Raw genomic sequence first — 22,752 nt, forward strand, 5'->3', positions numbered from 1 at the left:
CACAGGGGCAGCAAGCTGCGGAGGTTCGCAATGGGTTACAGCGGGCAATACCTCACTGACGAAGAATGGATGACGCTGAACGCAGCCTACAAAGCCCATGGAAGCGGCCCTGAGTTCTGGCAGGTCTACCAAGAGCTGCAGGTCATAGCGAGAAGCCGCACGGGTGACTCGCGAATCAAAGTCGCAAACGAAATGGCGCGAGTGGCGCAACGCATGGGCGTCACTGACCGAGCCCTATTCGTCTAGCGAAATGCGAGCGCGAATCCGCGCGCTTGACGGAGTTTTCATTCGGAATATCCAATGATCCCGCCCGATCTCCGAGCGCCACTCGGAGGGACCTTCATATCAACCATTTGTGGAGCTAGCACCATGGGATCTGTTGCCATGTTTCTGGAAGGGCCGGGCCAAGAACGCCGCCCCGTCAAGGTTCTCTCGACCGAACAAGTGCGACTCCGATCGGGCGCAACCGATGGCATCCGCATCGTGCATCCAATGGCTACACAGATCGAAGTGAAAACACTGATCGACGCGGATGGAGAGATCGCAAGCCAGGTGGATTTCGATGGGTTCCGGTTCAAGTACAAGGACTCGGATATACCCTGGACCTTGGTGGTAGGTTGATCACAGCAAAAGCCCGGCATGATGCCGGGCTTTTCTGTTGGACCGGAGCATGGCCGACCTATTCTTCTTCGTCGTTGTCTTGCCCCGGTGCCTTCTTCTGCTTCTGCCCCTGATCCTGCTGGCCGGGCTGACGCTGGTCCTGGCCCGGGTTCTGCTGGCCGAAGTTTTGCTGTGTGTTCTGGTTCTGGTCTTGGTCGCGTTGGTTGGTCATGACGATCTCCGATTGGCTACGGCCATGTGCCGTACCCTCAATGTGCCGTCCACGGCGTTGCCGCCCCGTGCGATCTTGTCAAAGCTGCCAGCACGCTGCTGACTGGGCCAGCTAAGCGGCGATCTTGTGCTCGTAGAACGGGTGCCGCTTGTCGGCTGCCCTCAGACAACCCTAAGATTCCTCGGGCCTGCGGTGAAAGCAGACCAATCCCAGCAACCACAACCGACGCCCAGAACGCTACATGACAGAGATTTCAGGCGCTTACCTTCTCGAGATTGCCAAGCAGCTCTCTTTCATTGCGGCATTGTTAGGCGGACTCTCTGGCGCGCTGATGGGTGCACTTCTCTTCTCGCGCTCGGACAGCCCAGCCGTTAAGTGGGCACTCTTCAGCGCAGCAACTGCCACATGTGCGTTCATCGTGTCGGTAGTCGCACTGACCATGTTGATCGTTGGCCTGAATCCAAGCGCTCCCGAATCTTTGGTTACCCAAGCCGGACTTCTCCAAGCGAGATCGATTGGTACCTTTGGATTCTTTCTTGGTCTCTATGGCACCTTGTTCACCATTGGCGCATGCGGCTGGGTTCGCTCACGCAGAATGGGGGTAGCTACTACGATCCTGGCCGGCGCTGCATGCATTGCAACAACCCGCTGTCTGATCTAGCCAGCCCGAGGCCTCGCTTCACGGCAGGCCTGATACCCGCGGCCCGTCAGTACCACCACTTACCCCCTGCCGGCTCCTCGGTCATGTTCCGACCCATAGCTGACATCAGTTTTGTGCAGATGTAGACATCGAGTGCTTTCGGTCAGCATGCCAATCGTCACTCGCGCCGTTCCCGGTTATGTGCCACAAGGCCATCGTAGCGACACGACCAAGTTCACCCATTGAGCCTCCCGGCGCACTCGCGCCTATGGATAGGATTGGGGGATGTCCAATCCCGGCATTGAGCACCGCGCTCTCAACAAGATTGACCAAAGGAATCCGAATGCCATCCAGCAAGCATCCCGTCGTCGCCATCGCCGCGGCTTTCCTCATGGCACTTCCTTGCTTTGCGATTGCCGCCAGTGCGTTGGAGGAAGCCAATGTATCGGCTCGGAAGTTCACGCAAAAGACTATGGAAGAGCAGCACATCCCCGGACTCCAGCTTGCTGTCATCAAGGATGGGCAAGTCGTGCTGTCGGAAAATTATGGCTTCGCCAATGTCGAAAATCAGGTGCCAGTTACCAGCAAGACGCTGTTTCCGATCAACTCCGCGACCAAATCGTTCACCGGCGTCGCAATGATGCAGTTGGTTGAAGCTGGGCGGGTGGATCTCGATGCGCCGGTTTCCCTATATCTGGAGAGTCTGCCTGCCGCCTGGCAAAGCATCCGTGTTCGCCAGCTTCTCGGACACACTTCGGGCCTTCCAGATATCGTCGACCAGAACGGACTGATCGGAGGGGGCAACGAACTGGAGGCATGGAAGGTGGTGGAGGGGTTGCCCATGGATGCGCCAGTCGGTGACCGGTTCGCCTATAACCAGACAAACTATGGATTGTTGGCGCGGATCATCGTCAAGCAGGCGCAGATGCCCTACGAGCGGTATCTGGCAGAACGCCAGTTCCGTGTGGCGAACATGCCCACAACCACATTCGGCGATAGCTACGATTTGATTCCGGGTGCCGCGACAATCTACAGCCGCTCACCACGCGGCACCCTGGCAAAGAACGACGGCGACCGCCTGTCGCATTGGTTCTATGACATACCCTACAGCCTCTGGGCGGGCGGTGGCATCCAGACCACTGCAGAGGAGTTGTCGCGCTGGATCATCGCGTTGACGGATGGCCGCATGGTCAGCGAGGCCAAGCTCCGGCGAATGTGGACGCCGGAGAAACTAGGGAGCGGCGCAGACGGAGCCTGGGCCATGGGTTGGCCCGTGCTGCAGACGAGTCCACATAGACAAGTGGCGGGGATTGGTGGCGCCCGCGCAGCATTCATTGTCTACCCGGACGATGGATTGGCCGTGATCGTGCTGACCAATCTTGCTGGCGCGAATCCGCAAAATTTTGTTCCGCGGATTGCCGAGTTCTATAAGCCCTTGCAGCGCAACATACGGTGAGGCGGCATCAAGGCCAACCGGCCGGCACCAAACCATGTGGTGCGGACTCCACAGGTGACATCAAAGTCCCTGCATGGGTAGTTTCACATAGTCCCAGCCCGTCCCAAGCACGGCAGTAAGTCGCTGATCTTCATAACATTACAGTTTCCCATGGTCCCAACTGGCACCCTGCGTTCCCATTGAATGTAGGCACCAAGTAGGCACCAGATGGCAAAGGGAAATGGGCAGTTGACCGCGCGGGGACTTGCGGCGCTCGCCACCGGGGAATGGGCGAACGACTCAGCGACGCACGGCGCCGGCGTGCTGCAGGCCCGGAAACTGGCATCGGGCGCCATCGGGTTCTACTACCGATACACCGGCCCCAACAGGAAACAGGACAGGCTGTCCCTGGGCAGTACCCTGAGCCTAGCAGAGGCGCGGGCAGCAGCTACCGCGCTCGCCCGCCGCTACCAGGCCGGCGACAGGGACCTTCGGGCTGCGCTGGAGGCCGAAGAAGCCGAGGCCGCCCGGACCAGAGCATTGGCCGAGGCAAAGGTGCAGGTGGCCAGCCAATCCACCTTGGGTGCCCTACTCGACGCCTATGTTGACGGCCTTCTGACCACCGGAAAGATCAGCGCACGCGGCGTCCAGAACGCTGTGCTACTCCACATCAAGAAGCCATTCCCACTGCTCTGGAACAGGCCCGCTGCCGAGATCGAGCTGGACGACCTGATCACTATCGTGGCTCGCCTGGTGAAGCTGAAGAAGCTGCGCGAGGCCGGGAAGATCCGATCGTACCTACGCGCCGCGTACGCCGCAGCCATCCGGGCAAAGCAGGACGCGACGGCGCCGGACGCACTGCGCGCACTGAACCTGTCGCGCAATCCTGCTCAGGACCTGGCCACGATCGACAGCGGGACACCGCGCGAGCGGGCATTGTCGGTTGCCGAACTGCGGGCCTACTGGGCGAGAATCGCCGCCATGCCTGACGCTCACGGCGCGCTGCTCAGGTTTCACCTGCTCACCGGCGCACAGCGAATCGCCCAACTCGCCAGGCTGATGGCCAGCGACTGGGACGTCGACCACCGGTCCGTGCGGATTCTGGACATCAAGGGCCGCCGGCGCCGCGGCCGGGTGCACGTCGTGCCGGTCATCGCAGAGGCGCAGGCCGACCTCGCACGCATGCAGGCCGCCACGGATGACGCGGAGGCCGAACCCGCCGACAAGCGCGCGGAAAAGAAGGCAAAGTTTCTGTTCAGTGTCACGGGTGGCAATGCCGCCGTCACCTATGACGTTTTCCGCAATGCCTTGGACCGGGTGGTATCGGACATGGCGAGCGCGAACGAGCTCGAGGGCCCGGCGTTCACGCCTGGCGACCTTCGGCGCACGGTCGAGACCCGCCTGGCCGCCTTGGGGTATACGGAAGAGGTTCGCGGGCACCTGCAGTCACATGGGCTCAGTGGGGTCCAGAAGCGGCACTACAACATGTACGAATACGACGCCGAGAAGAGAGCGGCGATTAACGCCCTGTACGCCCTGATCACGGGTGTAGGCGCAGACGTCATCGACCTTCGGCAGCGCGCGGTAGCCATGGGCTGATCTGGCCCCGTCCTAGCTCGGCGAGGCCAGATTGCGATCAGTCCTCAGGCAGCTCTGGGGCCCAACGAGCCGCCATGGCCTCAAACTTTGCTGCCTCCCTGCGGAGCCGATCAGCGCCCGCGCGCGCTCGCTGCCGTGATCGCCAGTCGCCCCGCGCAGAGGCATCCACTTGCCGGGCCTGCTCCCACAATGAAGCGGCCCGCGATCGCGCCCATTGGGCCTTCCTGCATGTCGTCGTTATGGACGCAATGCTCGGGGCTGGGGTTCGCACAAGCCGCGACGGCGCTAACGGTGGCTGACCGGCAGAGCCGCCCCGGCAAGGCTCAGACCGTGAGACTTGCCGAGCGCATGATCGGCCCATGCCCAGACCCGCCCTCCCCGATCAGTTCGACTGGCGCCCGCATGCCGGCAGTGACGCCCTGACCTTTCGCGGCAAGATCGCCGGCCTAGTCAGCCCGCTGCCAGACGGCCGGGCCATGACATCCCGAAGCGTCGGCACCGTGAAGTTGACGCATGAATTCCACTCGACGCCGGAGGCCGGGGCGCGGTTCCTCAACGCCTGGGCGGCCAAATGGCACCGGGAGATCGAGGAGCTGTACGACGGGCTGGCCACCGGAGAGAGATGGGCCGGAACTCGTCGGCAGCCATCGGGCGCAGCATGAAGTGGTAGGTTGGCTGAGCGCGGCCGGCACGCATAGCATTTGCTAGCCTTGACGAAGCGTCACAATGATGATGTGAAGGCGGGTTGATCGACGCATCACATTGTTTTTATTAAACATTCACTTGGTTGACTCTTGGTTGACCATTGGTCTAAGGGTGGTGCGCAAGAGCATTTGCTATGCAATACTCCCCTGACCCGCCAGCCCCCAATGGTTGCTCCCATGCAAACCGCCTCGCTCTTCCGTAGTGTCCCGAACCGGGACATTTTGCATTTCGGCAATGGCCCCGAGTTCGAGCCCAAGAAGGTTGCCGAATTCATGCAACTGGACCGCAACGCCGTCTCGAAGATCGCCTCGGTATCTGCCGCTTCTGTCCGCTGGGATCAGAATGTGCCGAAAGCAGTAATCGAGCGTCTGGAAGAAATCGGCGCTGTGGTGAATATGGTTGCCGACATTTTTGACGGTGACGCCGCCAAGACGGCGCTGTGGTTCCGAACCAAGAACCCCATGCTGGGCGACATTGCTCCGCGCGACATGGTGAGGCTCGGCAGGTATGACCGACTGCGACGGTTCATCGTATCCGCGATTCAAGAGGATCGGGTGTAAACCTTGTCTATGACGCCTCGGGCAAAGCAGCCGGTCCCTATCCACGGGATACATAATGACTTCACTGGCGACATTCACCTGCTGGAGCGATTCACAGAATCGGACCTGGAGACCTGGAAGCGCCGATCCCGTGAGCTGGATGAGGTACACGACTCGCTGTACCACGGTTTGGAGCCGGAACGGAACCGGCGCCGGGATCAGCTCAGTGCGGCATTGAACGCGAAGCCTGCGGCTCCATTCGACTTCCAGTCCTGGGGCCGAATGGTTGAGTATCGTTATTGCAATGACCCACTGTCGGCGGCCGGCAGCGTCAGATCGATAGGCGGAAGGTTCAATATCGGGAACGACTGCGACGAGTCCGGAGCTGCTGTCGTCTTCCCTGCGCTCTACATCGGCGATTCTTACGAAACGGCATTTCGGGAGTGTTATCAGATCTCCCCCGAAAAGATCCGAGAAACCGGACTCACCGCGTCCGACCTATGCCTTCGAAAGAGCGACAGCTATGTCAGGCTTCGTGGCCATATCGAGCGCGTCTTTGATATGCGCGACATGCGCAATCTAGCGCCCGTAGCCAAGGTCTTGGCCAAGTTTGCTGTACCTCCAGAGCTGGTCAAGCTTGCTAGATCACTGAAACTTGGCAAGCCGGAGACACTGCTTATTCGCTCCCCTGGCCGTCTGCAGAAGAACCTTCAAGACGCCAATTGGCGGGGCTGGCCTACTCAATTTGGCCTTCCATCGCCCAGTCAAAGGTTCGGTTTGATGCTTCGATGGGCTGGATACGAAGGTGTTCTGTATCGATCAACCAAGCAACCAGGCGCGAACTGCATTGCGGTCTTTCCCAGCAATTTCTCAAGCGATCGTACTTTCGTGGAATTGCAGGATGACGCCCCCGCCGCGGTGACCCGCACTAGGCTGGACATCGCAAGTGCAGACAGTCTTTGTGGATGGGAGTTCGTCCGCGAGAAGGACCGGGGACCCTAAGGGGGACTCCTCCAATGTCCAGCCGGATGCAGACAAGGGCGAGAGGTCACGCCGCGATCTTGTGCTCGTAGAACGGGTGCCGCTTGTCGTCGAAGATGTCGTAGAGCGCCCCAAGGTTCTTCGGGTCAGGGTTGAGCCAGGCCTCGACGTGCTCGGGCTTGATGTTGATGATCGTCCGGTCGTGGCCGGCCGCTGCCACCTCCGGCTCGGGATCGTCGGTCACGGCGGCGAAGCTCAGCAGGTCCGGCTCCACGCCATCCGGGTCAACCCAGTTCGCCCACAAGCACGCCACGAACATCGGCTCGCCCGTGCGCGGCGTGAACCGCAGCCTGTACTTCTCGCCGGCCTCGTTCTCGACGTTCTCCATGAACGTGTCGATCACGACAATGCCGTGGGTGTAGCCGAACTGATGCCGCCAGTACCGCCCCAGGTTGTCGCGCCGGGCATTGTACGTACCGGACAGGCGCCGCTTCGCACCCTCCCCCACCCAGTCGCTGGAGGCCGGCAGGCCTGGTTTCCGAAGCTGATACCGCATGGGCTTGATCACGTAGCGGTCGCCTTCCCGGACCATCACCGGCGCATACCACTGGGGGAAAAAGTCCCAGTCTCTGGCCGTGAGACTGCGGGGACGTAAATCATCCCGCCAGCGCTTCAGCTGCTCAATACGACGCCCTGCGATGCCAACCTCCCGCTCAGCCGTCTTGGTGTACTTCGCCGCCAGCTTCCGCTCGTTGTCGGCCAAACGCTTCTTCTGCTTGAACAGCTCTTCTGTCCAAGCCCGTTCGTCGGCTGCGAAGCCGTCCAGGAACGCTGCCTGCGCCTCGGCTGGCAGGAGCGGTCCCACGGTATCGATGATGCCCTTGGGCAGCCGGTCCCGCGCCTTACCGTTGTCCCGAAGCCACAACCTGGTGAAGTCCTCGAGCGAGAGGACCGGACCGAAGGTCCGCAGCAGCTTCTGGTAGTCGGCTTCGACCTGGGCTGAGTAGCACACGCGCGTCACCTCCGTTTGACCGAAGCATAACGCCCGCCGGGCCTAGGATTCGTGCATGACCACCTTCACACGCCAGCAGCTAGACCATTGGGTTCAGGGGATGGCCGACCGGTTGAAGCCCGAGGCCGAAACCGCGCTTGCCGGCGACCTCGCCGAAATCGTGGCCGGGGAGGTCGAGGTGATCGAGCACCGCGTAGCGGCTGAAGACCGCGACTACTTCCATGACCAGGTGCAGGACGTCCTTGAAGCCCTGAAGTGCATCCGAGCGAGCCACCCCGATGAGTAACCAGCGAGCCGACTACGAACTGGCCTACGGCGAGATCGCTCACGCATATCAAGAGCACGGCGACACGCCGGCGTTCTGGGACATCTGCGACGCGGTCGAGGACCGGTTGATCGACACCTATCCCGACGACGACAGCGCGATCATCGAAATGATCGCCGCCTGGCTAGTCCACATGGGCGTCCAGCCCGAGGCGTCGCTGCACGGCAAGGTCTGATACCCGCGGCCCTTCGATACCACCTCCAACCTACCTCTCGACTCCACGGTCACGTTCCGACCCATAGCGGACATACACCGCCCAGAGACAACCGGGCGATACATAGCCCGAGTCCCGTTTACACAAAATCTGGGACAGGCCCAAGCCTGAAACGCTCGTCCTAAGCCCCATCATTGGTCGCGGCGAGATTCCAGGTTGGCATTAATCCACGACGACACGTCCGTTACCGGAATGGAGCGGCGTTGGTTGAACGTGCCGCTCTTGGCCCATGACATGCCGCGCCCCTGGGCAAAGGCTGCTCGGTACTTGCTCATCATGTTTTGCGGGTCGCGCGCCAGCTCATCCAGCAGGTACTGCTCGGTCCATACCGACCGGGTGAAAGAGCGGCCAAGGCCCGTCTCCAGCTTGTCCGCCACTTCGCCGTAAGTCACGGTGTCGCCTGCCAGATACACAATCTCGTTGCGGATACGCGGTTGGGCGAACACCACTTCGGTCGTCAGCGCGCCTATGTCGTCGGGAGTGGTCAACGTCACAGCAGTATCGAGGCTTCCCAGGGCGTGGACCGCATTGTTCTGCAGGTCAACGACGCCGAACTCTGGCTCGAACAGGTAGCTCATGAACATGCCGGTGGAGATGATGACCCACTCCGTCTGGTTCTGGCTGCGCAGCAGCTCACGCACGTCGAGCTGTGCGTCGAAGATGTCCTGTGGGCCGCCCCGGCCGATCACGTCGAAGTCGACTCCAAACTGCCAAGGGAAGTACCGGGGAATGCCTGACTGCAGCGCGGCTCGCGCCAGCTTCATCGGTGTGTTGATGCCAGCTGCATAGCCCGCGCACCCGATCACAGTGTCATAGCGGGCGAAAACCACGGCAAGCTCATCGATGGAGCTTTTCACCAGGTCGCCCAGGACGATCTCGATGCCGAGGCTACGAATCTCCGCGATATCCCGATGCTTGGCAGGCACGGAGGATTCCACGGCGCTGGCGCGCAGCAGCACGCTGATCTTGGCACCGGCCACGCTTTTAGCTCGGCGTGCGAGGTTGCGGAGCACCGGCAGGCCGAGTTCGCCTGCACCGAGGACGAGAATGTTCTGAGACGTCGCGTTAGGATCTGATTGATTCATCGTCAGGCAAAAAAGTGAGAAAGTACAGTCAGTCTAGCCACGCGCTTACATCAAGGTAAGAAGGCACACGCGTGATACCGGGAGCAAAACCACAGTGAACCGAGACGAAATTCTTCAATACGCGCAGAACGTTTGCGATGGCCTGCGAGACGATGACGATGGGGTGCGACGCGAGGTGCTTGCGCATGCCGGAAACCGCTGGTCGCTTGGCATTCTTCATACGCTGGGGGTGTATGGCAGGCTGCGCCACGCGGAGATTGGCAGGCGTATGCATGGGGTCACCCAGCGCATGCTGACGCTGACACTGCGGCAGTTGGAGCGTGATGGCTTAGTGCTGCGCCATGACTTCGAAGAGGTGCCGCCCAGGGTGGAATACGAGCTGTCGGAAACCGGAATGGACTTGCTCCTGCGCATGGTGCCGCTGTGGACGTGGATCGTCGAAAATGCAGACCACTTTCGGGAAGCTCGGCAAACGTTTGACACTCTTCACCGCGATACCGGCTCATAGGCTGCTGTGGTGCTGACTAATAAGGCGGTCAGCCAAGAATTCATCGCCAACGGCAGCTCCTGGCCGATAGCGGCCACCTCCGTCGAACCAGGCATCGCTCTGCGTCACGGCTATGGCAGCCCCGCGGCCGGCTCCGGCTCCGCGCCGATCCCGAAGTGCTGCGCCGCCCGCTGGACGAAGGCAGCCTTGATCCCGGCAACGATCACTGCGGCGGCCAGCGGTTCGGGGAGGCCCAAATCGTAGCTGTTCCCGAGCACCTCCTCGATGCTGTTCTCCAACTGCGGACCCAATGCCTCGCCGCGCTTGAACGCGCCAATATAGCTCCACCATTGGGTATGCCAGATGACCTTTCCTTGCGTGCTCGGTGTCCCGTCGTCGTTGGGCGTGAAGAAGATTTCCGCCCGCCGGCACATCAGCACATCCCGGTTCGCTTCGTCGTAGACACGCTCCACGTCGCCACCTTCCGTTACCCGCATTACCTGCTCGCTCATGCTCAGTACCCCGAAACGTCAACAGTGATGATTTGCATCTGGTTGCTTGAAGCCACTGGAGCCGGCGCGGCCCAAGGCGCATAAGAGCCCTCCCCCGTGTTCTGGGATGCGACGGTGCAGCCTGTGGCCGATGATGTGATCAGGCTCGCGGAGCACGCCCACATCCAGTTAGATGATGGGGTGGCCTGGTTGCCCATCCAGCGATAGGCCGGGATGGGAACGATCTGGGCATACTGCCCGGCCGGCAGCACGACCGACCCCGATGCCGATGTGCCGGTCAGCACGGTGGAGTTGACGACCCGCATGTACCGCTGCCGCGAATCGAACACCGGCTTCCCCTGGCCATCGAACAGGCGAATGCCCGCGCCGCCCCCGCCCAGCACCTTTGGTCGGTCGAAAACGAATACCTCGATCTCGTCCGTTGGCACTGCCCCTGCGCCATGCGCCGAGATCCAACCGAACTCCCAGCCGCCCGACACCGGCCGCGCGCGCATCACGGTCCACGGCTTGCTGCTGCGCGCCGCGACGATGGGGCGGTCCAGTCCCGGCAGCGACAGCAACGCTTGGTTGCCATAGCCGCCGGTCACTGGCCCGGTGTTGCCCGCGTTGAACTTCACCGTGTGCTTAGACACAAATGCGTAGTTGAAAAATCGCTCATCGATGATCAATTTCAGGCCATCGTTCCTGATCTGAAATCCCGCACGCATCAGAACGTCCCGTAGTAGAAGCGGCCAGGCCCTGACCAGCTCAAAGTTGTGCCGCTGACCGTGGGCAGCATGAAGTTGCTGGGGTACATGATCCCGTTCTGATCCAGCACAGGGAACACAAATGGCGTGCCCTCGGCCAGCTCTGGAACCACAACCGAGCCGGCCGAAGCCGGCTCTATGTATCCAAGCAAGCGCGTTGCACGGCTCGTCAGTGTCAGCTCAACGACGTTCGCAGCGTTCCGCGTCCTAAGTCCTGCTGGCATCTATGCCTCCCTTCAGTCAACAAGCAGCCCGAACTCCGCCCGCTTGACGTTGTTGTTGTCCCAGATAGTGACCAGGGTGTTCATGATCTCCATCGCGCCCTGTGCGTTGGAACCACGGATGATGGTTTGGCCTGCAGTGGTCTTGCACTCAATGCAGTTCGCAGTGGTGCAGTTGGCTGCGCCGATGTTCGGGCCGAACCACTCCATCAGCGCGCCACCGACACCGAAACCAACGCCGATGATCTTCTGGTAGCTCGCGTTGAAGACACGCAAGTAGTTCCCGGTGATCTCGATGCTTGCCGCCGCGCCATCTGCGGCCAGGAGCCGGAAGTAGTCCATGATGAAAGTCGTCCCGCCGCGCAGCCCATCGTTCTCAGTAACCGAGCCGATCCACCGGCCGTTCACGTCGGTAGCAAGGGTCTGCTTCGCCTTCAACCGCCCGTCCACGCCGTCGATTCCAACCGACAGGGCTTGCGTGACGCTGGCGTACTTTGCATCCAAGCCCGCGGCAGACTCGGACCATGCCGACGGAGTGCTCTTCCCGGCCACCGCCTCCTCCACCATGGGCCGCACAAGCCAGGCGTACGGCGGGTTGGATGTCCCTTGCACGATCCACGCAAGGCGACCACGGCGCGCGGCGGCTGGAGCAGCACCAATGGACGACACACGGTCATATAGTCGCAGGGACGTTCCGCCGTCCTTCCGCGGCACCACAGCAGACGGTGTTTCCCCGCAGTAGCCGCCGCCGGGGCCGTCGTAGAACACGATGTAGACGCCACTGCCAGCCTGCTGGTCGGCCAGCCAAGCAGAGGCCATGTAGACCGCCTGCGGCGTTACATCGAACTCCGGAGATGCATAGACCACGACACCCGTAGGGCCCGGCAGGACCATTTGGAACCCGAACATGCCCGGGGGCATCCACGTACCACCGGTCTGCCGCTGCACATCAGGCGTTCCGCCCGTTGAGTTGGCGATGATGTCCCACGCCACCGGCGTAGCGAGGTTTGCCCCGGCCAGCAGGTTCCCACTTCCGCTGGGTGCATCCAGGCTCACCTGTGTGATCGCCGCAGCGAACTCCTCGCCTTGGTCATCGAGGTCGGTCCTCAACTGCTGCAGCGCCGTGGCTGTCCCCCCTTGGGCCTCGGTGACCGTGCCAACATCGGCCCAATATTCCGCATTCGGCGGCGGCTGGTTGACCGGCACCGCCTTCACTGCGCGGTACATTCGGCCGTCCTTATAGACGACCGTGTCGGCCGCGTAGCCTTCCTCTGCTGCGTACTCGGTTCCCATCAGGGCCAAAGACTTGGCAGCCTTGAGTTCCGCCAGGGCAGCCGCATGCTCTGCCGCTTCAATCGCCGACTGCTGGGCGGCCTGCTCGGCGGTGATCTCATCAAGCGCCTGTCCCAGGTTCTTCGCAAGAGTGCGGTGCAGGATCTGCATGCCCGTGGACAGCTCCCCCGACGTGTTGCGGCTGCGGCAGGCGAACGTCCAGTCGCCCGCCTCCGGCACCACCGCCTCGAAGGCCGCGGTGTGGAACCCACTGTCGCCTACCGGCGTCATGTCCTCCCAGACCGGAGCCGCTACGGTTCCGGCAACGTAGCGGATCTCCACGCCGGCGAAGTCCGCCGATTGGATGGTGTCCTGCAGCCAGCCCCAGGTGTACAGGCGTACGCCACCACTGCGCTCCTGGACGTCGAACAGATCGACCAGCACCGGCGGTACGTCCGCACCGATCGTTGCATAGGTCTTGGACACCGCAACGCCGGCCTCACCCTCCGGCGAGTACGGCCGTACGATGATGGTGTACACATCGGCCTGCGGAATGCGCCACGTGGCGGTGCGGGTCCGCGTTTGGGCGACCTCACGCAGTTCCCCCTCCTGACCGGTGGCCTGCACGATGATGTTGCCCACCGGCCCGGTCACGTCGAAGGTGGCCGTCAGCTCAGTGAACACGGTGTTGCCCTGGACCACCAGCTGTTCGGTGACGGCGACGTTGGAGGCAACCGGCCGCGTCTGCAGCAGCGAGCCGTCGGGGGAAGGCACGTAGTGGCCGGTGAGGACGTAGTTCCAGAACTCCGGGCCTTCGGCCACCACGCGCACGCTGGCGCCCTTCAGGTCGCTCTCCGGCTCCACCGAAACGACGCGCACGCGCAGCCCCGGGGTCTGCTTGAAGTCGTAGATCCAGATCGTGTCGTGCGCAGGATTGCCGGCGGCACTGCCCGGCAGCGCGGCATCGGTCGGCCAGGCGTCCAGCAGCTCGATGGTGTCGGTCTGGCCAGTGAAAGGCTTGACCCGGAGCACCCGGTACACGCGCTCGCCTGGGATACGCAAGCCGAAGTAGACACTGCTGGTGCTGGGCGCAGGAACAGGCTCATCCAGGATGAGCGACACTGTGCTCCCGGCCGGGACGAAAGCTACTCGCTCAATCTGGGTGAACACCTGCGGCTGGCCATCGACAAATCGGACCTTCTCGACCTCCACGTCACGGAACGGCGGTGGTGCGCCATCCACAAGGACCGCGCGGACCCGGCCACCGAACCCCCACTGGGTCATATCGTGCTGCATGGCCAGCAGCGACAGGCGCTGATAGCTCAGGTGCTCGATGTCGGTGCTGTAGCTGATGTCCTTGTACTGATAGAGCGACTGGGCCAAGTGCCAGCGGGCCAGGCGCGCGGCGTGTTCCTCGGTGGTGACACCCTCGCCCGTGACCTGCGCCGGGTTGAGCATGGTCGTCACGCCCGGCGCCGGCACCCGGATCGTCTTGGTTTCCCAGGTGGTGCCGTCGGCGTAGGTGTACTCGATGCCGTCGGCGGCATTGCTGAGCGTGTAATCGACCTGAAACTGGCCCTTCTTGATCGTGGCCATGTTGACGACGCCGGACAACGGCTGCTCCTGTGCCGCCCACACGACGCCCAGGCGGCCACCGGCCCAGGTGATCTGCCCGAAGCCGGCCAGCGCGATCGCGGCCAAGACCTGGTCATGGTTGCGCGCATCCTTGATCAGGAAGTCGTAACGGTAGCCATTGGCCGCGCAGTGCAGCGAGAAGGCCTTCAGGGACTCGATGTCGATCTGCGCGTCCGACAGGGCCATGCCACCCAGCAGCCGACCCTCGCGGACGATGCCGCGGGCATAGGCGAGGATCTGCGCGCCCGGGTTGCTGGTCTCCTGGGTCGCCCACTCGGTACCGGTCCAGACCGGGATCGGGTCAGCATGGCCGATCGCACGCAGCTCGTCCGGGGAGCCATTGAGCTGGCCGGTTGCCTTCAGCTTCACGCCGGTGCGGGAAATGCCGGTGTAGTCGGCCTCATCCACCTGCACGCTGGTGAGGGTCGTCCAGGCAAAGACCGCCTGGGCCCCGCTGCCGTTGGTGTTCAGGCCGGCGGTGCGCACGCGGACGTCGTACTGGCCGCGCGCCACGTCCTTGGCGTAGCCGACCCGGTGCAGCTTGGTCTTGTTGCTGTTGAGCGTGTAGCTCCCGAAGCTCAGCCAGCTGGTGGTACCGGTCGGCCGGTACTGGATCTCGACGCGCTCGGTGTTGTTCTTGTCCTTGCCCTTGCTGGTTTTGTCGTACAGCTGGTACTCGATCGCCACGACCAGCCGCACGGTGTCGGCCGAGCCCGTGCGCTCCACCCACGCCGAGGGCTGGTGCTTCGGGTCGCTGCCGGTGTCGATCAGCTGCCCACCGTCGATCACGTCGGCGTTGCTGTACAGGGGGATGGCCTGCTCCGGCATCTGGCTGTAGCCGGCGTGGAAGACCTGCGCCCCCTCGTAGGTGCTGAGCAGCGTGTCGCCGTTGTAGAACTCTTCCACGCGGCCCACGTTGATGCCGGCGCACAGCAACATGCCCAGATACTGGTCGTTGCCCTCGTACCACGTGTACGGCTTGCTCAGCAGGTCAGGCGTCAGGCGTACGCGCCCGAACAGCAGCGGCAGCGGATCGTAGGGGCGCAGCTGGTTGCGCGCGCCGGTGATCGAGTACACCGAGTCCTGCTGCTGGCCAACGGCCTTGGGCGGCTTGGGCGCCAGCACCTTGTTGATCAGCATCGAACCGGCAATGTAGACCGCCGACTGCACGGCCAACGTGCCCAGCGCGGTCGACGTGCCCAGGGTGAAGCCGGCGATCGCGCCACCGCCGAAGGTGAAGTAGGTCAGCGCAATCATGGCGACAACGGCCAGCGCGGAGCGTCCGACGCCACCGCGCACCTCGATCACCTGGCCCGCCTTCGGGTAGACGTGATGCCACAGGTGGCGCTCGACCGGCAGGCCACCCACCGACACGGCCCACGGCTGCCCGTCCAGCTCGGGCACGTTGCGCATCAGCAGGGCATACAGGCTCTCGCCCGGACGCGCCTCCCACACCGTGTTCCGCTGGCCGTCCAGCAGCATCGGGTGCGGCGTGACGATCAGCTGCCCGGGTTCGGCGCGCGGCAGTTCCATCAGACCCATGTGTAATAGCCCTCAATCGTGAGCCCGAAGTCGGGCAGTTCCCGGACGCGGTGCAGGATGCTGCAGCCGGTCTTCTCGTTGGCGTGGAGCACCCACGGTTCGTGGGCGAGGTAAAAGAAAACCCCGGCATGGCCGGGGCGTTTCTGTCCGTGTTCGATCATCAGTACCAGGTCACCGTCCAGCGGCGCTTCTGTTCGTCGCGCGTACGGCCTCGACAACTCGCCGATGGTGGCCTGCCCCTCCGCACCGCGCGGGCGGCGCCCGGGCATCTGGATCTGCCGCCCGAACAGCTCGCGCTGCACCAGTGCCACCAGGTCGGCACAGTCAAAGGTGCCCTCGTCGTACGGCAGCAGGGTGAAGCGCTCGACGTCGGCCAGGCGCATCAGAACGCACCCGGCGCGGTGAACGGGTTGTAGCGCAGGCGCACGGCCTGCTGCCGCATCAGTGCGTCGTAGCCGCAGCTGGCTGTCGCGGTGCGCGTGTTCACCGACACCTGGGTGATCGGCAGGATGTAGGTCCGCTCGATCACGTTGGGGTTTGCCCGGTCGCTGACCATCAGCTTGGCCTGCACGACGTCGTAGGGCTGCAGGCGCTCCAGGTCCTGGGTGATGCCCCGCCCGATGTTGTCCAGCGTCAGGACCGCCCGGGGCGTCTGCCCGGACACGTCGTCCGGCAGCTTGAAGCCGAACGGCACGCCGATGTACTCCACGCCGTTGCTTACCCAGTTCCGGGTGTCGTTGACGATGCGCAGGGTATCGGTGAAGGACGGCGCCGATACCTCCAGGAACAGCAGCACCCCGGCAAGGTCAGTGACGCGCTGCCGGCGCTCCAGAAATGAGCTCATCGCAGGTACTCCACAACGACTTCCATGCGATAGTCGCCCGCTTCTTTCTCATCGGGTGCAAGCTGGCCGAGCGCCCCACCTTCGAACCGGGCAGTAATGGTCTGTCCGGTGAACGGGTGGATCATGGTGAACCAACCAATCCGGACGATCTCGTCGAAGTACCAGTCCTCGAAGGTCAGGACAGCATCCATGCCAGTGAAGTAGAGCGTCATGCTCTGTTTCATCAGTACCTGGCTGTTCTCCAGCCGCTGCTTTGGAATGCCTCGCTCCATCTCCGTGCGAAGGACCGACGGATCGAACGAGCGCCCCTGGCCATCGAAGACCACCCGGGCCACAGAAGGCATCGACGCCATTACACCCCCTCCGACAGGTTGAACCTGCCCTTCATTGCCCCATACAGGGGCCCTTGCCCATTGCCCACACGCCCGGCCATGTGCTGCTCAAACTCGCCGAGCAGCACCTCGACGTCGACGCCACCTGAAGCGTTCCTCGATGCAGATGCAGTCGTGCCCTGCGGCGCATTCCGAACGTTGACGTTGATGCCTCCCAGCACCCCCATAGCAGGCGCACCGCCTCCGACCACACCACCGTCGGCGAACGCACGCACCCCGCGGCGCATGGCTTCCACGATTCCTACACCCCCTGCACGCGCAATGTCGGCCTGCGACCAGACCACCTCCCCCTTGTGCACGATGCCCGCTGGTTCAAACTTGCCACCGGGTCCGGTGTAGCCACCCTCCGCTTTGCCGTTGCGCAGCAGCTTCTGCATCACGCTGGCGAACATCCCTCCGGTTCCGGCTGCCCCCGCGGCACCCGCCGCGCCACCGGAAAGCAATCCATCGAACAGCGTCTCGCCAATTCCGGAGATGGCCTTCTTGATCTGGGTGCGTGCCAGGTCCGCCAGAATGGACTTGGTCATGTCCGAGAAGCTGACCTTCCCGGTCTCGGTGAACCGCACCCACACGTCCTCCAGACCGCTGAACACCGAGCCCACGACACCGCCCATCTGCTTGGCGGCGTTGCCGGCCTCCTCCTGGTAGTTCGCCCATGCCCCCTTGGCCCCGAGCAGCCAGTTGCCCTCGGCCTCCTGCAGTTCGGCATAGCCGTCACGGATGGCCAGCACCCGGTCCAGTGTCTTGGCATGGAGAGCTGCCTGCTCTTCCTCAAAGGTCCGTTGGTCGATCTGATCCGCATTTCGCTGCAACGTGAGCTGCCGCAACTTGTCCGCGCTATCGGCGTACGCGTCGTTGATCTGCTGTTGGATCTCGTACTCGCGGTCGCCCATGCCTACTTGGGCGACCCGGGTTTCCATGTGGCGGCGGAGCGCCGCATTGCTGGCCTCCAACGCCGCGGTGTAAGCAGCTACAACGTTGGTCCGGGTCTTCTCGGACGCCTGCTCCTCCTGCTTCAGGACATCGAGCTTCGCGGCTCCGTCGATGCGGACTTTGGCCAGCCGGGCTTCCAGCTCCGCCAACTGCCGCTGGACGACGATGCCCTCCCGGCCAGCGGCGGTCCGTCCTCGCAGGAACGAGATTTGCCCCTCCAACGAGCGCGCATCGGCGTCGGTGCTCTGCTGCACCAGCTCCCGCATCTGCCTGTAGTAGTCCTCCGCGCTGACCTGGCGTGCGGCGAATTGGGCACGCAGGGACTGGGTGCTGGCGGCGATGGTGGCCTGCTCCCGGACCAGATCGTCCCGGTAGCCCTGTAGCCCAGCGGTCCGCGTCGCCGAGGCAATGCCGCTTGTCTTGCCCTTCTCCTCGTACTTCTTCTCGATCGCGGCCACCGCCGCCACGCGCCGTTCCTCGATCTTCTTCACCTCCTCGAGCATTCCTGCGGCCTGCGCACGCTGGCGCACCATCTCGGCCTCGCCGTTTACCCGCGCGATCTCGGCACGCAGCTTTTCGCTCTTGCTGGCCTGCGCGCTGACGATGTCATCGACTTCCGCGAAGTACTCAACTGTGGCGGCCTGGGCCGCTTTGAGTTCAGCATCCTTGCGCTCGCGGATCAGGTCCACCGCAATCTGCTTGATCTTGTCGGACCGATTCCGAACGTCGGCTGCCAGCGCCGAGATGACGTGGGGGTTTCGTGCGCGGGGATCGTCGGATGCCGCAATAGCATTCAGCCGTGCCACGTCCCGGCGATTGTCGGCCAGCATCTGCTGCATTTGGGCGGCCTGCGGGCCGAAACCCATGGTCCCCTGCATGGCACCCCACGCCTTGGTGGCCTCCGCCCAAAGCTCCTTGAACCCGCGAATCACCGGATTCTGGTTCGCGCGGACCTTGGCAAGCGCCATGACGGTTTCGTCGGACGCGGCGCGCGTGATCACGGTTGCCGCGTCCTGGTTGCGCCCCTGCTCCTGCAGGGCCTTGATGTGCTCGTACAGGTCAACGGTCATAAAGTTGACCTGCTCGTTGAGCTTCTGGGCGTTCTTGACCGGCTCGTCGGCCAGCTTGGCGTACAAGGCCACGGTGTCCTCGATGGCCTGGCCGCTGATCTCCTTCATCGCCACCGCGGCGCTGGCCACTGCCTGCATGTTGCGCTCGGCGATGCGGCCATTGGCCCCGATTGCCTGGGCGACCTCCTCACCGGCACCTGCTGTGACCTGCATCGCCTCGCTGGTGCGCTGGGCCAAGGTAACCAGGTCCAACGTGGTGGCCGCCGCCTCATTGCGAGACAGCACCAGCGACCGCGTGTAGGCCTCCTGCTGTTTCTCGGCGTCGTACCAGGCATAGACGATGAGGCCCACCGCTGCCGCGGCAACGGTGTACGGGTTGACCAAGCCCAGAAGCGCCTGGGAAACCCCCTTCAACGCCGGCTCAACGCCGCCAAAGCTGTCCTTGATCTGGCCGCCCTGCTGCACCAGCACGGTGAAGAACGGCATGCCGCCCTGCAGGCTGGTGAAGATGTCCGTGAACTGCGCAGGTAGCTGGCGCATCGCCTGCGCAGTCTGGCCAGCGGAGACCCCAAGGTCTGCAATGGGGTTCTTGGCCGGCAGTGGACGGGCGGCCTCGCTGCGCACGTCACGCAGCTGGCGGGTGAGCACGCCCAGACCCTGCCGGATGTCGGCAAGGTCGGCGCTGATGCGCACGCGCAGGTTTGCAGATGGCTCTGCCATGGGCGGGTAGCTCCTATGGGGGCACCGGGGCTGGCCCGGTCATCAGGTTCTGGTACTTCTGCCAGCCGGCGGCATCGGCGCCGAAGGCAATGCGGACGGCCAGCGCCAGGTCCGCTAAACGCTGGCGCTCGTCCCGGGCGGCAGCCGCGGTGAAACCCCGCAGCTGGGCCAAGGTGAAGCGCATCACGTCAGTGCGCGTGTGGCCGCGCGAGATCAGGTACTGGACGAGGTCGGCGGTGTCGGGGGTGCGACCGCCTCCCTTATCGCCCCCACCATCATCCGCAGCCGGCGGGCGAAAAAATCCTTGTTGAGGCCCGCCACTGCCTCGAGCAACTGCACGACTTCCTCCAGACTGCCGCCCGCCACCCACTGCGGCTCCCGGTCCACGGCCACGGCCAGTGCCGCGGCGATCTCGTTGCCGTCCTGCTCGAGCAGATCCAGCACGATCGCGCCCACGTCGACCGCGCCGGCCCCCTCGGGGAGGCCGGCAATCATGGCAATGCGACCGATGGTCGTGCGGCAGGCCGTAATGAAGGGGCCCAACTGCTCCAGGCGCAGCGGCTGCACCTGGAGCAGTTCATTGCGGAACCGCACCGACCGGGTGGGCGGGTTCAGCACCTCGTCCCCGGTCGGTGCGGTGCCATCGTCACGTCCGGCCATCGTCACTTCTCCTGCTGCCAGTTGAAGTAGGCCGACTTGTCGGTACCGGTGGCCTTGCTCGGGTCCTTGTTGACCTTGCCCGACACCGAGCCGGCGCCGTGTTCGTTGCCGATCAGGCCCATGCTCTCGATGACGCCGCCCGAGACCTTGTGGAAGACCGCGCGCACGACCTTGCCACCACGCGCCTCGTTCGCACCGTAGAACTGCACCTCATAGAACTTCTGGGCCGTAACGGCGGCCTCGACGTGCCCCAGGGCGGCGTTCTTGTAGCTGACCTTGATGTTGGCCGCGCCATTGACCGGCGCCGGGATCGTGGAGCCGGCGGGAATGAACAGCATGCCGCGCTCGAAGCGGTAGTCCTTCCCGGCCTCGTACGGGGTCGAGCCGGTGGCAGGCTTCACCGCGGTGATCTCCGAGGCAATGAGCGACAGCGGCGTGTAGGCGCCGACCGTGGCCACGGCATCCTCGTCCACGACCGTGCTGGCAGCGATGTCGCTTGCCTTGCCGCGCGTGGCGCGCGCGAAGTTGGCCGGGTTGAAGTCGTGGAAGGTGTAGCTCAGCGTGTAGCCGGTGACGCGATCGACGCTGTTGGCCACGCCGCCGCCGGGGTTCTGGCTGTCGGCCAGCTCGATGGTGTTGGTCTGGGCGGCGGTGGTGAAGGCAGAGACGTTTCCGACCTCCTCGAAAGGCAGTTTGGTGCCCCACTCACGAATGAGGACGATGCCGCTACCCAGGTAGCTGTAATCTTCGGCCATGTTGGCTCTCCAGTTGGGTTGCCGCTGCGCGGCGGGTTACTTCTTGGGGATGTGGGATTGGTAGGTCATCAGTACGCCCACCCAGCCCGCGCCGGCCTTCTCCGGCAGCAACGGCTCCATGCCGACGTACACGGGGACCTGGTGGCTTGGCGGGTAGTTGCGCGCGGTCGCGCCGTTATCGAGCGCGGCCTCGATGTCGCTGATCAGATCGTCGAGGACTTCCTGGTATTTCTCGGTGTCGGACGGCACCTTGGCCATGACGCTGACGGTGGTCAGGCGGTGAGTGTTCACCTTGGCCGGGTCGGTGGCGCGCTGCTGCTTCTCGATCACCGCGGTGAGCACCGCCTCGGTGTCCTGATCGCCGGGACCAGGCTCCAGCGTCCAACCGACGCCGGCATCGGTGAGGAACCCCTCCTGCTTGGTGATGCCCTGGAGGGTCTTGCCCATGGCTTCGAGCAGCGCCTTACGGGGACTTGGCATCAGCCACCTCCCACTGCTGGGTCGACGCATCGCCCCGCAGTTGCTTGATGAGCTTCAGCTCCCGACCGCTCCCAACGATGCAAACCACCGCCCCTTTACGCGGTGACACCTCGCTCAGCTGCAGCGTGATGCGGTCGAACAGGACCGGAATCGGTGCCAGATCGTCGTCGGTGAACTGCTGCACGTCCTCGTCCAGCAGCACGGTGCAGGGGGTTTCCGTCCCTTCGAAGATGTAGCGCGCCGAATCGGCAACGCTGACGCCCTGGAACGACTTGAATGCGAGCGCGTCCATGCGCTGCAGAAACGCCTTCTGGTTCAAGGCAGTGGCCTCGCGGTTTCCATCGCCTTCTCCAGCTCGCGCTTCAGGTAGAAGGGCATGAGCTTCTTCCACGTGTCCTCGGCCATGCCGAAGATGTCGTAGCGCGGTTGGTAGTTGGCGGTGTTGGTGAAGATGAAGACCGAGCGCACGGCCGAACCCCAGCCGGTGCCGATCCGCTCGTAGATGCCTGGCCGGAGCTTTCCGCGCCGCTTGGTGATCACGAAATACTCGCCACCCTTGGGTGCACGCGATCGGCGGCGCTTGGCACTGGTCGGCGTCTGGTTCTGATACCGGTCCCGCTGGGCGCCCAGCTGCGATAACAGCTTGGTCACCTGGCCGGCCGGCACGTTGCCGTACTGGTTGGGGCGTGCCCCCCGGCCCATCACCGCGAACTGGCTGGGCGACATCAGCCCCTTGCCCTGCAGCAAGCGCTCGAAGCCCTTGCGCCGGCGGGTGCCTCCCTCCACCTCGGTGAACAGGTACTTGGACGGTGGCGTGCCCTTGAACGCCTCGTCTCGGATGAAAATCTCCGCGTATGGGCGTGCCTTGGTGGCCTTGCGATAGAGCGCGGCGTTCTTGGTGAGGGGCGTCGGCCGGTCGAACACCTGCGGGGCGCGCTGCTTCCAGCGCTCGCGGATCTCGAAGGCAACCTTGTTTGCCGCCTGTGACGCCGCAAACGGGAGCTGACTGCGCTCCAGGTCGGTGAGCTGCCGGCCGAGTGCGTTGTCGGGGTCCACCCCGATCCTGATCTGGGCCATATGACCTCCAGCCCGGCCCGCACATGCGGGCCGGGCCTT

At 63.6% G+C, this 22,752-nt stretch carries 26 protein-coding genes; 10 read left to right on the forward strand and 16 right to left on the reverse strand.

The window, feature by feature from the left end; genetic code table 11:
• Nucleotides 1–369: 369 nt before the first annotated feature.
• Nucleotides 370–621, forward strand: a complete 252-nt coding sequence (locus ATCM_RS12400) for a hypothetical protein (RefSeq protein WP_132864823.1) — start codon at nucleotides 370–372, stop codon at nucleotides 619–621.
• 58 nt (nucleotides 622–679) lie between these two features.
• On the opposite strand, the gene ATCM_RS19125 is transcribed toward ATCM_RS12400, so the two are convergent.
• Nucleotides 680–832: a hypothetical protein gene (locus ATCM_RS19125; protein ID WP_165931177.1), complete on the reverse strand. Its 153-nt coding sequence runs from the start codon at nucleotides 830–832 to the stop codon at nucleotides 680–682.
• A 241-nt stretch (nucleotides 833–1,073) separates the two neighbouring features.
• Here ATCM_RS19125 and ATCM_RS12405 point away from each other — a divergent pair, with 241 nt between their 5' ends.
• The 6 genes from ATCM_RS12405 (at nucleotide 1,074) to ATCM_RS12430 (ending at nucleotide 6,752) form a co-directional block, all read left to right on the forward strand.
• A complete protein-coding gene (locus ATCM_RS12405; protein ID WP_132864824.1) occupies nucleotides 1,074–1,493 on the forward strand; it encodes a hypothetical protein in 420 nt (139 codons plus the stop codon).
• A gap of 322 nt (nucleotides 1,494–1,815) precedes the next feature.
• Entirely contained in the window at nucleotides 1,816–2,928 is a 1,113-nt protein-coding gene (locus tag ATCM_RS12410; protein WP_132864825.1) for a serine hydrolase domain-containing protein, read from the forward strand.
• A 207-nt stretch (nucleotides 2,929–3,135) separates the two neighbouring features.
• Nucleotides 3,136–4,506, forward strand: a complete 1,371-nt coding sequence (locus ATCM_RS12415; RefSeq protein ID WP_132864826.1) for a tyrosine-type recombinase/integrase — start codon at nucleotides 3,136–3,138, stop codon at nucleotides 4,504–4,506.
• Between the two features lie 359 nt (nucleotides 4,507–4,865).
• A complete protein-coding gene (locus ATCM_RS12420) occupies nucleotides 4,866–5,168 on the forward strand; it encodes a hypothetical protein (RefSeq protein ID WP_132864827.1) in 303 nt (100 codons plus the stop codon).
• Nucleotides 5,169–5,387: 219 nt separating this feature from the next.
• Nucleotides 5,388–5,771, forward strand: a complete 384-nt coding sequence (locus tag ATCM_RS12425) for a DUF2384 domain-containing protein (protein WP_132864828.1) — start codon at nucleotides 5,388–5,390, stop codon at nucleotides 5,769–5,771.
• A 9-nt stretch (nucleotides 5,772–5,780) separates the two neighbouring features.
• Nucleotides 5,781–6,752, forward strand: coding sequence for an RES family NAD+ phosphorylase (locus tag ATCM_RS12430; protein ID WP_132866159.1), 972 nt, complete (start codon nucleotides 5,781–5,783; stop codon nucleotides 6,750–6,752).
• A 46-nt stretch (nucleotides 6,753–6,798) separates the two neighbouring features.
• On the opposite strand, the gene ATCM_RS12435 is transcribed toward ATCM_RS12430, so the two are convergent.
• Nucleotides 6,799–7,743, reverse strand: a complete 945-nt coding sequence (locus ATCM_RS12435; protein WP_132864829.1) for an SOS response-associated peptidase family protein — start codon at nucleotides 7,741–7,743, stop codon at nucleotides 6,799–6,801.
• A gap of 55 nt (nucleotides 7,744–7,798) precedes the next feature.
• Here ATCM_RS12435 and ATCM_RS12440 point away from each other — a divergent pair, with 55 nt between their 5' ends.
• Nucleotides 7,799–8,029 carry a hypothetical protein gene (locus tag ATCM_RS12440; RefSeq protein ID WP_132864830.1) on the forward strand — a complete coding sequence of 77 codons (231 nt, stop codon included), beginning with the start codon at nucleotides 7,799–7,801 and terminating at the stop codon, nucleotides 8,027–8,029.
• Nucleotides 8,022–8,243: a hypothetical protein gene (locus ATCM_RS12445; protein WP_132864831.1), complete on the forward strand. Its 222-nt coding sequence runs from the start codon at nucleotides 8,022–8,024 to the stop codon at nucleotides 8,241–8,243. Before ATCM_RS12440 ends, ATCM_RS12445 begins: the two co-directional genes overlap by 8 nt.
• Nucleotides 8,244–8,413: 170 nt before the next feature.
• Here the strand turns inward: ATCM_RS12445 and ATCM_RS12450 are convergent, their stop codons facing one another.
• Nucleotides 8,414–9,367, reverse strand: coding sequence for an aromatic alcohol reductase (locus ATCM_RS12450; protein ID WP_132864832.1), 954 nt, complete (start codon nucleotides 9,365–9,367; stop codon nucleotides 8,414–8,416).
• 94 nt (nucleotides 9,368–9,461) lie between these two features.
• Here ATCM_RS12450 and ATCM_RS12455 point away from each other — a divergent pair, with 94 nt between their 5' ends.
• Nucleotides 9,462–9,875: a helix-turn-helix domain-containing protein gene (locus ATCM_RS12455; RefSeq protein WP_132864833.1), complete on the forward strand. Its 414-nt coding sequence runs from the start codon at nucleotides 9,462–9,464 to the stop codon at nucleotides 9,873–9,875.
• Nucleotides 9,876–9,985: 110 nt separating this feature from the next.
• On the opposite strand, the gene ATCM_RS12460 is transcribed toward ATCM_RS12455, so the two are convergent.
• The 13 genes from ATCM_RS12460 to ATCM_RS12515 form a co-directional block, all read right to left on the reverse strand.
• Complete coding sequence (locus tag ATCM_RS12460) at nucleotides 9,986–10,366, reverse strand: hypothetical protein (RefSeq protein WP_132864834.1); 381 nt, start codon at nucleotides 10,364–10,366, stop codon at nucleotides 9,986–9,988.
• A 2-nt stretch (nucleotides 10,367–10,368) separates the two neighbouring features.
• Complete coding sequence (locus tag ATCM_RS12465; RefSeq protein ID WP_132864835.1) at nucleotides 10,369–11,073, reverse strand: hypothetical protein; 705 nt, start codon at nucleotides 11,071–11,073, stop codon at nucleotides 10,369–10,371.
• Nucleotides 11,074–11,348: 275 nt separating this feature from the next.
• Nucleotides 11,349–15,782 (reverse strand): host specificity factor TipJ family phage tail protein, encoded by a 4,434-nt coding sequence (locus ATCM_RS12470; RefSeq protein ID WP_132864836.1) that lies wholly within the window; start codon nucleotides 15,780–15,782, stop codon nucleotides 11,349–11,351.
• Nucleotides 15,773–16,165: a peptidoglycan endopeptidase gene (locus tag ATCM_RS12475; RefSeq protein WP_132864837.1), complete on the reverse strand. Its 393-nt coding sequence runs from the start codon at nucleotides 16,163–16,165 to the stop codon at nucleotides 15,773–15,775. Before ATCM_RS12475 ends, ATCM_RS12470 begins: the two co-directional genes overlap by 10 nt.
• Nucleotides 16,165–16,626, reverse strand: a complete 462-nt coding sequence (locus tag ATCM_RS12480; protein ID WP_132864838.1) for a DUF1833 family protein — start codon at nucleotides 16,624–16,626, stop codon at nucleotides 16,165–16,167. The genes ATCM_RS12475 and ATCM_RS12480 overlap by 1 nt, the downstream gene beginning before the upstream one ends.
• Nucleotides 16,623–16,979 carry a hypothetical protein gene (locus ATCM_RS12485; protein ID WP_132864839.1) on the reverse strand — a complete coding sequence of 119 codons (357 nt, stop codon included), beginning with the start codon at nucleotides 16,977–16,979 and terminating at the stop codon, nucleotides 16,623–16,625. The genes ATCM_RS12480 and ATCM_RS12485 overlap by 4 nt, the downstream gene beginning before the upstream one ends.
• Complete coding sequence (locus ATCM_RS12490) at nucleotides 16,979–19,741, reverse strand: phage tail tape measure protein (RefSeq protein ID WP_132864840.1); 2,763 nt, start codon at nucleotides 19,739–19,741, stop codon at nucleotides 16,979–16,981. The genes ATCM_RS12485 and ATCM_RS12490 overlap by 1 nt, the downstream gene beginning before the upstream one ends.
• 13 nt (nucleotides 19,742–19,754) lie before the next feature.
• Complete coding sequence (locus ATCM_RS19130; RefSeq protein WP_165931178.1) at nucleotides 19,755–19,925, reverse strand: hypothetical protein; 171 nt, start codon at nucleotides 19,923–19,925, stop codon at nucleotides 19,755–19,757.
• 29 nt (nucleotides 19,926–19,954) lie between these two features.
• Complete coding sequence (locus tag ATCM_RS12495; RefSeq protein WP_132864841.1) at nucleotides 19,955–20,401, reverse strand: hypothetical protein; 447 nt, start codon at nucleotides 20,399–20,401, stop codon at nucleotides 19,955–19,957.
• A 2-nt stretch (nucleotides 20,402–20,403) separates the two neighbouring features.
• Nucleotides 20,404–21,156: a hypothetical protein gene (locus ATCM_RS12500; protein ID WP_132864842.1), complete on the reverse strand. Its 753-nt coding sequence runs from the start codon at nucleotides 21,154–21,156 to the stop codon at nucleotides 20,404–20,406.
• A 36-nt stretch (nucleotides 21,157–21,192) separates the two neighbouring features.
• The gene (locus tag ATCM_RS12505) at nucleotides 21,193–21,636 is read right to left on the reverse strand and encodes a hypothetical protein (RefSeq protein ID WP_165931179.1); all 444 of its coding nucleotides are present in this window, start codon (nucleotides 21,634–21,636) and stop codon (nucleotides 21,193–21,195) included.
• Complete coding sequence (locus ATCM_RS12510) at nucleotides 21,620–21,955, reverse strand: hypothetical protein (RefSeq protein ID WP_243694006.1); 336 nt, start codon at nucleotides 21,953–21,955, stop codon at nucleotides 21,620–21,622. The genes ATCM_RS12505 and ATCM_RS12510 overlap by 17 nt, the downstream gene beginning before the upstream one ends.
• Nucleotides 21,952–22,713 (reverse strand): hypothetical protein, encoded by a 762-nt coding sequence (locus ATCM_RS12515; protein WP_132864843.1) that lies wholly within the window; start codon nucleotides 22,711–22,713, stop codon nucleotides 21,952–21,954. The genes ATCM_RS12510 and ATCM_RS12515 overlap by 4 nt, the downstream gene beginning before the upstream one ends.
• Nucleotides 22,714–22,752 lie beyond the last annotated feature (39 nt).

The organism is Stenotrophomonas sp. ATCM1_4 (genome assembly GCF_004348115.1).
Lineage (GTDB): Bacteria > Pseudomonadota > Gammaproteobacteria > Xanthomonadales > Xanthomonadaceae > Stenotrophomonas > Stenotrophomonas capsici.

Excerpts from the sequence above, each read along its gene's own strand:
- ATCM_RS12400 (WP_132864823.1), top strand. The coding sequence starts at position 370 with ATGGGATCTGTTGCCATGTTTCTGGAAGGGCCGGGCCAAGAACGCCGC.
- ATCM_RS19125 (WP_165931177.1), bottom strand. The coding sequence starts at position 832 with ATGACCAACCAACGCGACCAAGACCAGAACCAGAACACACAGCAAAAC.
- ATCM_RS12405 (WP_132864824.1), top strand. The coding sequence starts at position 1,074 with ATGACAGAGATTTCAGGCGCTTACCTTCTCGAGATTGCCAAGCAGCTC.
- ATCM_RS12410 (WP_132864825.1), top strand. The coding sequence starts at position 1,816 with ATGCCATCCAGCAAGCATCCCGTCGTCGCCATCGCCGCGGCTTTCCTC.
- ATCM_RS12415 (WP_132864826.1), top strand. The coding sequence starts at position 3,136 with ATGGCAAAGGGAAATGGGCAGTTGACCGCGCGGGGACTTGCGGCGCTC.
- ATCM_RS12420 (WP_132864827.1), top strand. The coding sequence starts at position 4,866 with ATGCCCAGACCCGCCCTCCCCGATCAGTTCGACTGGCGCCCGCATGCC.
- ATCM_RS12425 (WP_132864828.1), top strand. The coding sequence starts at position 5,388 with ATGCAAACCGCCTCGCTCTTCCGTAGTGTCCCGAACCGGGACATTTTG.
- ATCM_RS12430 (WP_132866159.1), top strand. The coding sequence starts at position 5,781 with ATGACGCCTCGGGCAAAGCAGCCGGTCCCTATCCACGGGATACATAAT.
- ATCM_RS12440 (WP_132864830.1), top strand. The coding sequence starts at position 7,799 with ATGACCACCTTCACACGCCAGCAGCTAGACCATTGGGTTCAGGGGATG.
- ATCM_RS12445 (WP_132864831.1), top strand. The coding sequence starts at position 8,022 with ATGAGTAACCAGCGAGCCGACTACGAACTGGCCTACGGCGAGATCGCT.
- ATCM_RS12450 (WP_132864832.1), bottom strand. The coding sequence starts at position 9,367 with ATGAATCAATCAGATCCTAACGCGACGTCTCAGAACATTCTCGTCCTC.
- ATCM_RS12460 (WP_132864834.1), bottom strand. The coding sequence starts at position 10,366 with ATGAGCGAGCAGGTAATGCGGGTAACGGAAGGTGGCGACGTGGAGCGT.
- ATCM_RS12465 (WP_132864835.1), bottom strand. The coding sequence starts at position 11,073 with ATGCGTGCGGGATTTCAGATCAGGAACGATGGCCTGAAATTGATCATC.
- ATCM_RS12470 (WP_132864836.1), bottom strand. The coding sequence starts at position 15,782 with ATGGGTCTGATGGAACTGCCGCGCGCCGAACCCGGGCAGCTGATCGTC.
- ATCM_RS12475 (WP_132864837.1), bottom strand. The coding sequence starts at position 16,165 with ATGCGCCTGGCCGACGTCGAGCGCTTCACCCTGCTGCCGTACGACGAG.
- ATCM_RS12480 (WP_132864838.1), bottom strand. The coding sequence starts at position 16,626 with ATGAGCTCATTTCTGGAGCGCCGGCAGCGCGTCACTGACCTTGCCGGG.
- ATCM_RS12485 (WP_132864839.1), bottom strand. The coding sequence starts at position 16,979 with ATGGCGTCGATGCCTTCTGTGGCCCGGGTGGTCTTCGATGGCCAGGGG.
- ATCM_RS12490 (WP_132864840.1), bottom strand. The coding sequence starts at position 19,741 with ATGGCAGAGCCATCTGCAAACCTGCGCGTGCGCATCAGCGCCGACCTT.
- ATCM_RS19130 (WP_165931178.1), bottom strand. The coding sequence starts at position 19,925 with ATGCGCTTCACCTTGGCCCAGCTGCGGGGTTTCACCGCGGCTGCCGCC.
- ATCM_RS12495 (WP_132864841.1), bottom strand. The coding sequence starts at position 20,401 with ATGGCCGGACGTGACGATGGCACCGCACCGACCGGGGACGAGGTGCTG.
- ATCM_RS12500 (WP_132864842.1), bottom strand. The coding sequence starts at position 21,156 with ATGGCCGAAGATTACAGCTACCTGGGTAGCGGCATCGTCCTCATTCGT.
- ATCM_RS12505 (WP_165931179.1), bottom strand. The coding sequence starts at position 21,636 with ATGCCAAGTCCCCGTAAGGCGCTGCTCGAAGCCATGGGCAAGACCCTC.
- ATCM_RS12515 (WP_132864843.1), bottom strand. The coding sequence starts at position 22,713 with ATGGCCCAGATCAGGATCGGGGTGGACCCCGACAACGCACTCGGCCGG.